This is a genomic window from Streptomyces sp. JLYT201, from assembly GCF_059448825.1.
In genome coordinates this window covers 4,009,871-4,022,296 of the sequence record NZ_CM182551.1, presented here as the reverse complement: position 1 = coordinate 4,022,296, position 12,426 = coordinate 4,009,871, and the positions used below count along the sequence as shown (strand labels likewise).

Below are 12,426 nucleotides of genomic sequence, written 5' to 3'. Positions count from 1 at the left end.
CCGGGATAGACTCGACGGCATGAAGCTGCCTGTGAGTACGGAGTGGGTGTTGCACTGCGCCACGTCGCTGGCGCAGCTGGAGCCGGGCGCCACCGCGTCGGCCGGACAGCTCGCGGGGTACTTCGACGTGCCGCAGGCCTATCTCGCCAAGCAGCTCCAGCCGCTGGTCAAGGCCGGTGTCCTGGCCGCGACGACGGGCCCCAGGGGCGGCTTCCGGCTGGCCCGCCCGGTCGCGGACATCACGCTGCTCGACATCGTCGAGGCGGTGGACGGCGCGGCGTCCCCCTACGAGTGCCGGGAGATCCGCCAGCGGGGCCGGGGCGCGCTGCCCGCCGAGGACTGCCGCGCCGTCTGCCCCATCGCGGCGAAGATGGCCACGGCCCACACCGCCTGGCGCACCAGCCTCGCCGCGGTCACCCTGGCCGACCTCCTCACCGAACTCCCGGAGTGGGCCCCGGAGCGCACCCGGCGTCTCCTCGTGGGCGCGGGGTAGCGGCTCCGCGCTCCTGTCTCCGCGTCCCCTGTCTCCGCGCCCCGCCCCCGTCTGCGCGCCCCTGTTCCCGGGGGGCGGGTCTCAGTCGGTCGGGGCCTCGCCGAAGCGGGCCAGGGCCAGGGCTCCCGCCACCGCCACCGCGAAGCCGAGGACGGCCAGCCAGCCGAGTCCCTCGCGGGTGCGGTCGCCGAGCCAGACCACGCCCACCAGGGCGGGGCCGATGGTCTCACCGATGACCATGCCCGCCGTGGCGGCGGTGACCGAGCCGCGCTGGAGGGCGGAGGTGAGGAGGAGGAACGCGGCGCCGCCGCCGATCAGCAGCGCGTACGCGGCGGGGTTGGCGACGAGCGCCCCCGGCGAGACGTCGTCGATGAGGCGCACGGTCACCTCGACCACGCCGAAGCCGCAGCCCGCCCCGAGGCCGAGGGCCACCGCCCGCGCCCGGTCCGGAAGGCGTCCGGCCACGGCCCCGAGCAGGAGCACGGCCAGGGCGACGCCCAGCATCGCGAACCGCAGCCCCGTGGACCCGCCCTTGTCGCCCTCCTCGCCGGACGCGAGGCCGAGCAGGGCGAGCCCCGCGCAGACCACGCCGATCGCGCCCCACTCCGTACCGCTGAGCCGCACCCCGAGGAGCCGCGCCGCGGTCACGGCCGTCACGGCGAGGGAGGCGGCGAGCGCGGCGCCCACCGCGTAGATGGGCACGGACCGCAGGGCCACGATCTGGAGCAGGAACCCGACCCCGTCCAGGGCGAGTCCGGCCACGTACCGCCACTGCCGCACGGCGCGCAGCAGCAGCGCGGGATCGACGCCGGACCCCGTCCCGGGCGCGGTCGAGCGCGCCGCGACCGCCTGCAACACCGAGGCCATGCCGAAGCAGACCGCCGAACCGAGCGCGCAAATCATCCCAAGAGTCACGAAGTGACTGTAGGGGAGGGGGTTTGCGGGTGCGCAGGCGGGAGCCCGGTTGAGGGCGCGGAGCAGCGGCTCTCTAGGCTGACCGCCGTTTCGCATACCGACACGGGGGAGTGTCCGTCAGCCATGCAGTCCGTCATGCCACCAGGCACGCCGCGAGCCCTGCCGCAAGCCCCGCCGCAGGAGCGGATAGCGGTGCGGATGCCGGTGCGCCCCGGCCGCCACACCGTCAGCCACCGCGGGTCCGCCGCCCGGGACGGCCTCGGCCGCTCGGGCGGCGGCCGCGCCTGAGCGGGCCCGGCCACCGTGGAACGCCGCACCATCGCCCCCCGCCCCGGACGGCACCGGGCCGTCGAGGGCCGGGGCCGCACCGGCCCGCCGCACGGGGATGAGTCCGCGTACTACGTCTTCTCCCGGCCCGAGGTCGAGGCCCTGGCGGAGGCGGTCGAGGAGCTGCACGCCATGTGCCTGGCGGCGGCCGGGCACCTGGTCGAGCACGACCGCCTCGCCGACCTCGGCATCACGGACCCGCGCCTGGCCGCCCTGGTGACGGAGGCCTGGCACCGCAGGGCCGAACTGCCGTCCCTGTACGGCCGGTTCGACCTGCGCTACGACGGCTCGGGCCCGGCCAGGCTCCTGGAGTACCACGCGGACACGCCCACCTCCCTGGTCGAGGCGGCGCTCCCGCAGCGGCACTGGGTGCGGGACCGGTTCCCGGGCGCGGACCAGTGGAACTCCCTGCACGAGCGGCTCGTCGACGCCTGGCGCGAGCAGGCCCGGCTGCTCCCGCGCGACAGCCCCGTCCACTTCGCGCACGCGGCGGGCGACGGGTCCGGCGCGGACCTGCGGACGGTCGCGTACCTGCGGGAGACGGCCGAGCGGGCGGGGCTCGCCACGGAGTCCGTCTCCGTGCAGGACATCGCCCTGGACCGCCTCTCGCGCCGCTTCGTCGACACGCGCCTGCGCTTCATCCGCTCCTGCTTCAAGCTCTACCCCTGGGAGTGGCTGACGACGGACCGCTTCGCCCCGTACGTACTGGAGACCCTCGACAACGGCGGCGGCACGGGCAGCACGCGGTGGATCGAGCCCGTGTGGAAGATGCTCCTGTCCCGCAAGGAGCTCCTCGCGGTCCTCTGGGAGCTGTACCCGGGCCACCCGAACCTGCTGCCCGCCCACCTGGACGGCCCCCGCGAGCAGGCCGGGGACGCCGGCGGCGACCGCGTCGTGCTCGACGCCTGGGTCGTGCGGAACGAGGCGGCGGGCCTCGGCATCCGCGAGTCGCCGGACCGGGCCGCGGGCGAGCGCACGCGCTTCGTGCCGCACGTCATCCTCTGACCCCGATGCCCCTCACACCCGTCACGCCCCTCACGCCCCCTTCATCCCCCTCATCAGCACAGAGCAGAAAGCACAGCACATGAGCACTCAGCGAGCACCCCAGTACCGTCGGCGCCTCGGCCTCGTGGCCGTCGCGGCCGCCACCGCCGTCACCCTGACCGCGTGCGGCGGCTCGGACGACTCCGACCGGGGCAAGGACGGCAAGTCCGGCGCGCGGGCCGGTGAGACACCGAAGGACCTGAAGGTCGGCCAGGCGGGCCCCGTGCAGGAGATCACCCGGTACGACAAGACCGGCAAGTTCTCGATCACGCCCACGAAGGTCACCGTCGGCAAGCCCGCGGACCTCAAGGAGCTGGACGACGAGAAGAAGTACAAGGGCAAGAAGGTCGCCTGGATCTACGTCAAGGCGAAGCTGGTCGGCGGGTCCCCGGTGAAGCAGCCGATGGTGATGGGCAACGTCAGCGCCGAGACCGCCGACGGCAGCCCGGCCACCAGGTTCATCCTCATCGGCGCCCTCTCCAGCCAGCCCGAGGACTGCGTGGGCAACGACGGCAAGCGGGAACTCGGCCGCGAGGACGTCTGGAAGAAGGGCGAGGAGCGCACGGTGTGCGAGCCCTATCTGATCCCGGCCGACGCCACGGTCAAGTCGGTGACCTACTCGCAGGGCTTCTACAAGGAGCCCCTCAAGTGGGCGCTCCGCTAGTCCGGTCGGGTCCGCGCGCGGCAGACGCGGTCCTCGGCGGGCAGCTCGCCCGTCGCCAGATAGGCGTTGACGTGGTCGTCCACACAGGTGTTGCCGTACTCGGCGTACAGCCCGTGGCGGCCCGCGCCCTTCAGGGTGAGCAGCCTGGAGCCGGGCAGGCGGTGCCGCAGGGCCACGCTGCCCTTGTACGGGGTGCGGGGGTCGCCGGTGGCGGCCACGATCAGCGCCGGGGCGTCGCGCAGCACCCGCGTGGGCCGCTCGCGCGGGCGGTCCCAGAAGGCGCACGGGCTGATGTTGCGGGTCAGCGGGGCGAGCAGCGGATGCCGGGCGCGGCTGCGCTGGATGTCGCGCCAGTAGCTCTCCGGGTCGCGCGGGGCGGCCACGTCGCCGCAGAGGATCGCGGTCTGCACGCTGCCCGTGGCGGAGTCCACACCGGTGGTCGCGTACCGCAGCAGGGCGGCGAGGCGCTCCGGCAGCCGGACGGGCCTGCCCGCGGCGGCCCCGGCGAGCGCGGACACCGTCTCGCCGAGCGCCGCGCGGGCCGTGCCGGAGTCGTCCGCGAGGCCCTCCACGAGCAGGAACGGCACGTGGGAGTCGTCGATGCGGAAGACCTCCGCCCCGGTGCCGAGCGTCAGCCCGCGCGCGGACCTCGCGACGATCCGGTCGACGGCGGCGAGCACCTGGGCGCGGGTGCGGCCGAGACCGTACGTACCGTGCCGCCGCGCCGCCCAGGCGGCCCAGCCGGCGAGGGCCCGCTCGTTCTCGGGCTCGGCGCCCCTGAGGATCCGGGGCTGGTAGCGCGGGGTGTCGAGGGCGCCGTCCAGGACCACGCGGTCGTAGCGGCCGGGGAACATCTGCGTGTAGACGGTGCCGAGGTACGTGCCGTACGAGTACCCGAGGTACGACAGCTTCGCCTCCCCGAGGGCGCCCCTGATGACGTCCATGTCGCGGGCGGTGTTGCGCGTGCTGACGTGCGGCAGCACGGCGGCGTCGGTGGCACGGCACCGGTCGGCCAGGTCCCTCTGCCGGGCGACCTGGCGCTCGAAGCCCGCGCGGTCCCTGCCGGCGGCGGAGACGGCGGTGCTGACCGGCCAGCCGCAGTCCAGCGGAGTGCTGCGGCCGACGAAGCGCGGGTCCATGCCGATGAGGTCGTAGCGCGCGCCGGTCTCCTTCATGGCCTTGCGGATGGCGGGCGGCGCGTCGAGCGTGGGCCCGCCGGGCCCGCCGTTGTTGAGCAGCAGCGTGCCGATCCGGTGACGGCTGTCGGTCGCTGCCAGCCGTGAGATCGCGACGCGGATGCTCCGGCCCTCGGGCTTCGCGTAGTCGAGCGGCACGGCGACACCGGCACACCGCGCCCCGGCCTCGTCCAGCTCCCGCCCTCGCGCGTCATCGGGCCCTCGGGCACAGCTGCCCCAGTGGAGCCGCTGCTGGTAGTAGCGGTCGAGGCCGCCGGGGCCCGGCCCCGGCGAGGCGCCCGCCGGTGCGGCGAGGGCGAGGGTCGCCGCCGCGACGCCGAACACCCCGGCGCGCCGCGCCCGTCGGGCCTTTTGGTGCGGCACGCGCCGCGCGTTGTCGTCCATGGGACCGACGCTAGAAGCGCCCCGCCCCGAGGACACTCCGGCGGGCACCCGGGGTGGAGGTAGGGGAAGGTCTACCTCCGCCTTCGGCGGCGCGCAGAACCGCGCTCCGACCCGGCTGCCCGCCGGAGGAAACGGCGGGGCCCGGAAGGGGAGGCCCCGCCGTCGTGTGGGGATCCGGGGGGCGCTAGCTGCCGAACCTGACGCTGTACAGCTTGGCGCCGAAGTTGTTGGAGTACTGGCCGGGCTGGAGGCTGCCCCACTCGTTCGCGCAGTTGCCGTCGAAGTAGACCGTGGCGGTGGCGTTGGTCTGGTTCGACGCGCCGGTCGCGTGGAAGAGGGTCAGGCACTGGTGGAGGGGTGGGTCGACGATCTGCTGGCTTCCCGCCGTGGCCGACTCGTAGTAGAACGTGCCGCTGGCGTCGGCGTGGGCGCTGCTCATGGGCAGCGCGGCGAACAGCGCGAGCGCGGCGCCCGAGACCAGGGCCGTCCGGCCCAGGCGGCGGCGCGGCGCCTCAATGCGTGGGGTGGTCATGGGGCAACGGTTCCGCGTGAGGGGCGGGTGCGACCAGGGCGTACGTCCCTGGGTGGCCGGGAGGGCGGAGCGGGAAGGCCCGGCACGCGCCGCCCGCGCGCACGACCACGCGCGGGCGGCGCCCTCGTACGCCCCGGGTGCTACTCCTCGAAGGCCGGGCTCACGAACTCCAGCGTCCACGTCTCCTGGAACTCCGGTTTCGGCTCCACCAGCGTGATCTGCGCGCCGCGGTGGTTGGCGCGCAGGGCCAGGCCCTTGTCGGAGAGGATCTTGACGCCGCCGATGACCGTCTCGAACGTGAACCTCGCCAGCTGTTCGCGCGACACGGCGTTGACGTAGAGCCTGTCGTCGGCGGTCACCAGGCCCGCATCCACGTGCTGCGCGAGGCGGACCACATAGGGCGCGCCCGGTACCGGCTCGGCGGGCTCGATGAGCCACTCCTGCTCGATCGGCAGGGGGTTGAGCCGGTCGGTGATGACGGGGGCGCCGTGGTCGACGGCGTGCTCCGTCGCCGTCACCAGGGCCGACGGGCCGATGATGTGGGCGTGGATCTTGTAGATGCCGGGCTTGATCGGGATCGGAGGCATGGTCAGCACTTCCTCTCTCGCAGTCCGCTTCCCCGCGAGGCGGGACGCCGTCGGGGGCGGGTCCCACCCTCACCGCACACCTGGTTTTGACACACCACCAGATATCGCCAAGCTCAAGACGGCTCGGACCAATCGGTCTTCATTGCGAAAAGATTGCCTATGACTGCCATCCGGCCAATGCGGGGGCGAAACGGGTCAGGGCGGCCGGGAAGTCCCCAGCCGCCCTGATGACCGTCGCACTGCCCCGGCCCTACGCCCCGTTGCTGCCCCCTGCCCCCTGCCCCTTTCCGCGTACCGTCACGCGCCCTTGCTGTCCGTGCCGTTCGTGCTGTTCGCGCTGTCGGTCCGCGTCGAGCGGTAGTGCTCCGCGATCTCGTCCGACGTCGTCACCCACACCCCGGGGTGGTTCACGATGTACTCAAGTGCCTGGTCCAGGTACTTGGCGCGGAACGCCTGACCGATGACGAAGGGGTGCAGGGCCAGCGGCATGACGCGCCCGCTGTCCGTGGCCTCCGCCTCCGCGTACAGCTGGTCCACCTGGTCCTTCAGCATCTGTACGAAGTCCGGGCCCGGCGTGTTCTTGCTGACGAACAGGCCGATGTCGTTCAGCTCCACCGTGTACGGCACGCTCAGCACGCCCGGCTCGTTCAGGGGGAACGGCTGGTCGTCGGCCGTCCAGTCCAGTACGTAGTCGAGGCCCAGCTCCTTGAGCAGCCGCGGGGTGTTGTGGGTCTCGGTCAGGCCGGGGCCCATCCAGCCGCGCGGCCGCGTCCCCGTGGTCCGCTCGATCGTCTCGACGATGTCCTTGAGGGACGCGCGCTCCTCGTCCTCCGTCAGGCCCGTGTGCAGGACCGAGTTGGTCTTGCCGTGCGCGAGCCACGCCCAGTCCCGCTCCCGGCCCGCCTTGACGATCTGCGGGTAGCGGTCGCCGACGTCGGAGTTGAGCAGGACGCTGGCGCGCACCCCGTGCCGGTCCAGGGTCTCCAGGGTGCGCCAGAAGCCCACCCGCGCCCCGTAGTCGCGCCAGCCGTGGTTGAGCGGGTCGGGGGTGAGGTCCGCAGTGCCCGGGTAGACGCTCGTGGAGGGCTTGCCGATCTCGAAGTGCTCCACGTTCAGGCCGATGTAGAAGGCGACGCGCTTGCCTTCCGGCCAGTGGAGCGGCTCGCGCTCGACGATGGGGCTGTAGTCGTAGAGTTCGTTGTCCATCACAATCACCCTCTGAAGTGGCCCGAGCGGCCTGTGGCCGCCGCCTGCGGGGTTTCCCTCCCGCCTGCGTGACCCCATGGTCGAACCCTCACACTGGTGTGAAGGTCAAGGCGATCTTGGATGTGACGCCGGTCACGGCGGTGGGGGGCGGCGGAACCACCCCCCACCGTCGGCGACTAGCCCAGCACCGCCCTGAGCTGGTCGAGCCCCCAGTCCAGGTCCTCCTTGCTGATCACCAGCGGGGGAGCGATCCGGATCGTCGAGCCGTGGGTGTCCTTCACCAGGACACCGCGCTCCATCAGCTTCTCGGAGATCTCCCGGCCCGTGCCGTGCGACGGGTCGATGTCGACACCCGCCCACAGGCCGCGCCCGCGCACCTCCACCACCTTCCCGGAGCCCGCGAGCAGCCCGAGCTCCGCGTGCAGATGCTCGCCGAGCTCCGTCGCCCGCTGCTGGAACTCGCCCGTCTCCAGCATCGCGACGACCTCCAGAGCCACCGCGCACGCCAGCGGATTGCCGCCGAACGTCGAGCCGTGCTCACCCGGCCGGAACACCCCGAGCACGTCCGCGTCCGCCACCACCGCCGACACCGGCACCACACCGCCGCCCAGCGCCTTGCCCAGCAGATACACGTCCGGCACCACGTCCTCGTGCTCGCACGCGAACGTCCGCCCCGTGCGGCCGAGCCCCGACTGGATCTCGTCCGCGACGAACAGCACCCCGCGCTCGCGCGTCAGCTCCCGCACGCCCGGGAGATAGCCGGGCGGCGGCACGAGCACGCCCGCCTCGCCCTGGACCGGCTCGATGAGCACCGCCACCGTGTCCTCGGTGACGGCGTCCCGCAGCGCCCCCAGATCACCGAACGGCACGATGTCGAAGCCCGGCGTGTACGGGCCGTAGTCCGCCCGGGCCTCGGGGTCCGTGGAGAAGCTGACGATCGTCGTCGTCCGGCCGTGGAAGTTGTTCGCCGCCACCACGATCCGGGCGCGGCCCTCGGGCACGCCCTTGACGCGGTAGCCCCACTTCCGCGCGGTCTTCACCGCCGTCTCCACGGCCTCCGCGCCCGTGTTCATCGGCAGCACCATCTCCTTGCCGCACAGCCGGGCGAGCCGGGCGCAGAACTCCGCGAAACGGTCGTGGTGGAACGCGCGTGACGTCAGTGTCACCCGCCCCAGCTGCTCCTTGGCGGCCTCGATGAGACGCGGATTGCCGTGGCCGAAGTTGAGTGCCGAATAGCCGGCGAGCATGTCGAGGTACCGGCGGCCCTCGACGTCCGTCATCCACGCGCCCTGCGCCGACGCGACGACGACGGGCAGGGGGTGGTAATTGTGCGCGCTGTGCGCTTCGGCCGAGGCGATGAGGTCTTCCGTAGCAGTCACGGGGTCTCCGTTTCTCACGTTCGCACGTCGTCGTGCGATTCCTACGGCTACTAACGGCGCAAGGAGGCTCTCGCGTTGTCGTAGGGGACAGAGCGGGTTCGTGGCCCAATACCTATCGTCGCTCGCTCCGGGAGCGAACCCTGACACGGTGGCCTGACCGTTACGCTGGTTTCCACAGCGCGGCGACTGGCGCACAGGGAAGCGACCCTGAGGAAGCCGCGCGAGGCAGAACCTTCGAGGTGCCGCCCGCCTGGGCACCCCGGGACCACGACCGGACACCAACACCGCTCGCCCCGGAGGACGCCATGAGTCACCCTTCTCCTTCCCCTTCTCCCGCGTCGCAGCACCCCGCGCTCACCGCCGCCGACCCCGAGCTCGCCGCCCTCGTCACCGCCGAGGAACAGCTCCAGGCCGACACCCTGCGCCTCATCCCCAGCGAGAACTACGTCTCCGCCGCCGTCCTCGAAGCCTCCGGCACGGTCCTCCAGAACAAGTACAGCGAGGGCTATCCCGGCCGCCGCTACTACGAGGGCCAGCAGAACATCGACCAGGTCGAGCGCCTCGCCGTCGCCCGCGCCAAGGCCGTCTTCTCCGCCGAGCACGCCAACGTCCAGCCCTACTCCGGCTCCCCGGCCAACCTCGCCGTCTACCTCGCCTTCGCCGAGCCCGGCGACACCGTCATGGGCATGGCCCTGCCGATGGGTGGCCACCTCACCCACGGCTGGGGCGTCTCCGCCACCGGCCGCTGGTTCCGCGGGGTGCAGTACGGCGTCCGCGAGGACACCGGGCGCATCGACCTCGACGCCGTCCGCGACCTCGCCCTCAAGGAACGGCCCAAGCTGATCTTCTGCGGCGGCACCGCGCTGCCCCGCACCATCGACTTCGCCGCCTTCGCCGAGATCGCCCGCGAGGCCGGGGCCGTGCTCGTCGCCGACATCGCGCACATCGCCGGGCTCGTCGCGGGCGGCGCCCACCCCTCGCCCGTCCCGCACGCCGACGTGGTCTCCACGACCACGCACAAGACGCTGCGCGGGCCGCGCGGGGCGATGCTGCTCGCCCGCGAGGAGCACGCCAAGGCCATCGACAAGGCCGTCTTCCCCGGGCTCCAGGGCGGGCCCCACAACCAGACCACCGCCGCGATCGCCGTCGCCCTGCACGAGGCCGCGCAGCCGTCCTTCCGCGACTACGCCCACGCCGTCGTCGCCAACGCCGAGGCCCTCGCCGACGCACTGCTCGCCCGCGGCTTCGACCTCGTCTCCGGCGGTACGGACAACCATCTGATCCTGATGGACCTCACGCCCAAGGACGTGCCGGGCAAGGTCGCGGCGAAGGCCCTCGACCGGGCCGGGATCGTCGTCAACTACAACACGGTGCCCTTCGACACCCGGAAGCCCTTCGACCCCTCCGGGGTGCGGATCGGGACCCCCTCCCTGACGTCCCGCGGGCTCGGCGTCGAGCACATGGCGGCCGTCGCGGAGTGGGTGGACCGAGGCGTGCGGGCGGCGCGGACCGGGGACGAGGACGCGCTGGCGAAGATCCGCGGCGAGGTGGCCGAGCTGATGTCCGCGTTCCCCGCGCCGGGGCTGCCGACCGGCTGACGCCCGCCCGGTCAGTCCTCGACGAGCAGGATGTCGGAGTCGTCGAAGATCCGCAGCACGACCAGGAGCAGACGGCCGCGCGAGACCATGTACGCGGCCACGATCTGTGACGTGAGGCGGATCTCACGGTCCTGCTCGCCGGGGCCGACCGGCCGGGAGCGCTCGGTGTACGGGTCGCGGGCGAGGAGGGCGACGGCCTAGTCGAACGAGGCGCGACGCACGGGGGCGAGCCGGTCGCGGTCACGGGCCGCGGACTCGGTGAACAGGACCTCATAGACCTCTTCGTACGGCATGGCGCCCTCCGGTCCAGCCTGGTGCGGCCGCACTCAGCGTACCGAGAGGGCCGGCCCGCCACGTACCAGTTCCCGACCAACGGGCGGCACCTGAGAGAATGCTGGGCATGGCCTCTGAAAGTCCCCGACCCGCCGCCGGTGACCGACCCCGTGTGCTCTCCGGGATCCAGCCCACCGCAGGCTCGTTCCACCTCGGCAACTACCTGGGCGCCGTGCGCCAGTGGGTGGCCCTCCAGGAGTCCCACGACGCGTTCTACATGGTCGTGGACCTGCACGCGATCACCGTCCCGCAGGACCCGGCCGAGCTGCGCGCGAACACCCGGCTCGCCGCCGCCCAGCTGCTCGCCGCCGGTCTCGACCCGGAGCGCTGCACCCTGTTCGTGCAGAGCCACGTGCCCGAGCACGCCCAGCTCGCCTGGGTCATGAACTGCCTGACGGGCTTCGGCGAGGCCTCCCGCATGACGCAGTTCAAGGACAAGTCGGCCAGGCAGGGCGCGGACCGGGCCTCCGTCGGCCTGTTCACGTACCCGGTCCTCCAGGTCGCGGACATCCTGCTCTACCAGGCCCACGAGGTCCCGGTCGGCGAGGACCAGCGCCAGCACATCGAGCTCACTCGCGACCTGGCCGAGCGCTTCAACGGCCGCTTCGGCGCGACCTTCACGGTCCCCAAGCCGTACATCCTCAAGGAGACGGCGAAGATCTACGACCTGCAGGACCCGGCGATCAAGATGAGCAAGTCGGCGTCCACCCCGAAGGGCCTGATCAACCTCCTCGACGAGCCGAAGGCCACCGCGAAGAAGGTCAAGAGCGCGGTCACCGACACCGACACGGTGATCAGGTACGACACGGAGCAGAAGCCGGGCGTCAGCAACCTCCTCACCATTTACTCCACGCTCACCGGTACCGGTATCCCGGAACTGGAGCAGAAGTACGCCGGCAAGGGCTACGGTGCGCTCAAGACCGACCTCGCCGAGGCCATGGTCGAGTTCGTCACCCCCTTCCGGGACCGGACCCAGGCGTTCCTGGACGACCCGGAGACGCTCGACTCGATCCTGGCCAAGGGAGCGGAGAAGGCGCGCGCCGTCGCGGCGGAGACCCTCGCCCAGGCGTACGACAAGGTGGGCTTCCTGCCCGCCAAGCACTGAGCTCCACCCGAGCGCAGGCCGAGCAGCACGGCCGCCGTTCCACGGCACGGCGGCACCCCCCTGCCCACCACACGACGACAGGAGTACGACGTGGGGACCGTAACGATCGGTGTGTCGATCGCGGTCCCGGAGCCACACGGCAGCCAGCTCCAGGAGCTGCGTGCGGGCTTCGGTGACCCCGCCGCGCACGGCATCCCCACGCACGTCACGCTGCTGCCGCCCACCGAGGTGGCCGCCGCGGCGCTGCCCGCGGTGGAGCACCACCTCGTGTCGGTGGCGGCGGCGGGCAGGCCGTTCCCGATGCGGCTCTCCGGCACCGGCACGTTCCGGCCCCTCTCGCCCGTCGTCTTCGTCCAGGTCGTGGAGGGCGGCTCCGCCTGCTCCTGGCTCCAGGAGCGGGTCCGCGCCGCGTCCGGGCCGCTCGCGCGCGAACTGCAGTTCCCGTACCACCCGCACGTCACCGTGGCGCACGGCATCGCCGAAGAGGCCATGGACCGGGCGTACGAGGAACTCGCCGACTACGAGGCCCAGTGGCCGTGCACCGGCTTCGCGCTGTACGAGCAGGGGGCCGACGGGGTGTGGCGCAAGCTGCGCGAGTTCACCTTCGGCGGGTCCACGGTGCCGCCGCAGGCCGCGGCCCGGGACACCCTGCCCGCCCACTGA

The 12,426-nt window shown here is 72.6% G+C and carries 13 protein-coding genes and 1 riboswitch; of the genes, 7 read left to right on the top strand and 6 right to left on the bottom strand.

Annotated features, from left to right (window positions below):
* Window positions 1-19: 19 nt before the first annotated feature.
* Complete coding sequence (locus AC5WAM_RS16185) at window positions 20-493, top strand: RrF2 family transcriptional regulator (protein ID WP_366789233.1); 474 nt, start codon at window positions 20-22, stop codon at window positions 491-493.
* An 81-nt stretch (window positions 494-574) separates the two neighbouring features.
* Here the strand turns inward: AC5WAM_RS16185 and AC5WAM_RS16180 are convergent, their stop codons facing one another.
* Complete coding sequence (locus tag AC5WAM_RS16180) at window positions 575-1,396, bottom strand: DMT family protein (RefSeq protein WP_366789330.1); 822 nt, start codon at window positions 1,394-1,396, stop codon at window positions 575-577.
* Between the two features lie 147 nt (window positions 1,397-1,543).
* Between AC5WAM_RS16180 and AC5WAM_RS16175 the strand changes: the two genes are divergently transcribed.
* From AC5WAM_RS16175 to AC5WAM_RS16165, 3 genes are all read left to right on the top strand, one after another.
* Window positions 1,544-1,696, top strand: coding sequence for a hypothetical protein (locus AC5WAM_RS16175; RefSeq protein WP_495522984.1), 153 nt, complete (start codon window positions 1,544-1,546; stop codon window positions 1,694-1,696).
* 15 nt (window positions 1,697-1,711) lie between these two features.
* Window positions 1,712-2,740, top strand: coding sequence for a glutathionylspermidine synthase family protein (locus AC5WAM_RS16170; protein ID WP_495522983.1), 1,029 nt, complete (start codon window positions 1,712-1,714; stop codon window positions 2,738-2,740).
* 79 nt (window positions 2,741-2,819) lie between these two features.
* The gene (locus AC5WAM_RS16165; RefSeq protein WP_495522982.1) at window positions 2,820-3,443 is read left to right on the top strand and encodes a hypothetical protein; all 624 of its coding nucleotides are present in this window, start codon (window positions 2,820-2,822) and stop codon (window positions 3,441-3,443) included.
* Here AC5WAM_RS16165 and AC5WAM_RS16160 read toward each other — a convergent pair.
* The 5 genes from AC5WAM_RS16160 to rocD form a co-directional block, all read right to left on the bottom strand.
* Window positions 3,440-5,023 carry an alpha/beta hydrolase gene (locus tag AC5WAM_RS16160; RefSeq protein ID WP_495522981.1) on the bottom strand — a complete coding sequence of 528 codons (1,584 nt, stop codon included), beginning with the start codon at window positions 5,021-5,023 and terminating at the stop codon, window positions 3,440-3,442. The two genes, AC5WAM_RS16165 and AC5WAM_RS16160, sit on opposite strands and share 4 nt — an antisense overlap.
* 184 nt (window positions 5,024-5,207) lie before the next feature.
* A complete protein-coding gene (locus AC5WAM_RS16155) occupies window positions 5,208-5,555 on the bottom strand; it encodes a hypothetical protein (RefSeq protein WP_495522980.1) in 348 nt (115 codons plus the stop codon).
* Between the two features lie 140 nt (window positions 5,556-5,695).
* Window positions 5,696-6,142 carry a hypothetical protein gene (locus AC5WAM_RS16150; RefSeq protein WP_366789239.1) on the bottom strand — a complete coding sequence of 149 codons (447 nt, stop codon included), beginning with the start codon at window positions 6,140-6,142 and terminating at the stop codon, window positions 5,696-5,698.
* A 297-nt stretch (window positions 6,143-6,439) separates the two neighbouring features.
* A complete protein-coding gene (locus AC5WAM_RS16145; protein ID WP_366789240.1) occupies window positions 6,440-7,348 on the bottom strand; it encodes a polysaccharide deacetylase family protein in 909 nt (302 codons plus the stop codon).
* A gap of 176 nt (window positions 7,349-7,524) precedes the next feature.
* On the bottom strand, window positions 7,525-8,727 hold the full coding sequence (gene rocD / locus AC5WAM_RS16140) for an ornithine--oxo-acid transaminase (RefSeq protein ID WP_495522979.1): 1,203 nt from the start codon (window positions 8,725-8,727) through the stop codon (window positions 7,525-7,527).
* 172 nt (window positions 8,728-8,899) lie between these two features.
* Window positions 8,900-8,990, top strand: a riboswitch (ZMP/ZTP riboswitch).
* Between the two features lie 42 nt (window positions 8,991-9,032).
* On the opposite strand from rocD, the gene glyA reads away from it, so the two are divergent.
* The 3 genes from glyA (at window position 9,033) to AC5WAM_RS16125 (ending at window position 12,426) form a co-directional block, all read left to right on the top strand.
* Window positions 9,033-10,325, top strand: coding sequence for a serine hydroxymethyltransferase (glyA, locus tag AC5WAM_RS16135; protein ID WP_495522978.1), 1,293 nt, complete (start codon window positions 9,033-9,035; stop codon window positions 10,323-10,325).
* A gap of 400 nt (window positions 10,326-10,725) precedes the next feature.
* The gene (trpS, locus tag AC5WAM_RS16130; RefSeq protein ID WP_495522977.1) at window positions 10,726-11,763 is read left to right on the top strand and encodes a tryptophan--tRNA ligase; all 1,038 of its coding nucleotides are present in this window, start codon (window positions 10,726-10,728) and stop codon (window positions 11,761-11,763) included.
* 90 nt (window positions 11,764-11,853) lie between these two features.
* A complete protein-coding gene (locus AC5WAM_RS16125) occupies window positions 11,854-12,426 on the top strand; it encodes a 2'-5' RNA ligase family protein (RefSeq protein WP_366789243.1) in 573 nt (190 codons plus the stop codon).

Bases quoted from the DNA above. Each gene is read 5' to 3' on its own strand.
- AC5WAM_RS16160 (WP_495522981.1), bottom strand. From the start codon at position 5,023: ATGGACGACAACGCGCGGCGCGTGCCGCACCAAAAGGCCCGACGGGCG.
- glyA (WP_495522978.1), top strand. From the start codon at position 9,033: ATGAGTCACCCTTCTCCTTCCCCTTCTCCCGCGTCGCAGCACCCCGCG.
- AC5WAM_RS16155 (WP_495522980.1), bottom strand. From the start codon at position 5,555: ATGACCACCCCACGCATTGAGGCGCCGCGCCGCCGCCTGGGCCGGACG.
- AC5WAM_RS16165 (WP_495522982.1), top strand. From the start codon at position 2,820: ATGAGCACTCAGCGAGCACCCCAGTACCGTCGGCGCCTCGGCCTCGTG.
- AC5WAM_RS16180 (WP_366789330.1), bottom strand. From the start codon at position 1,396: ATGATTTGCGCGCTCGGTTCGGCGGTCTGCTTCGGCATGGCCTCGGTG.
- AC5WAM_RS16150 (WP_366789239.1), bottom strand. From the start codon at position 6,142: ATGCCTCCGATCCCGATCAAGCCCGGCATCTACAAGATCCACGCCCAC.
- AC5WAM_RS16175 (WP_495522984.1), top strand. From the start codon at position 1,544: ATGCCACCAGGCACGCCGCGAGCCCTGCCGCAAGCCCCGCCGCAGGAG.
- AC5WAM_RS16185 (WP_366789233.1), top strand. From the start codon at position 20: ATGAAGCTGCCTGTGAGTACGGAGTGGGTGTTGCACTGCGCCACGTCG.
- AC5WAM_RS16145 (WP_366789240.1), bottom strand. From the start codon at position 7,348: ATGGACAACGAACTCTACGACTACAGCCCCATCGTCGAGCGCGAGCCG.
- trpS (WP_495522977.1), top strand. From the start codon at position 10,726: ATGGCCTCTGAAAGTCCCCGACCCGCCGCCGGTGACCGACCCCGTGTG.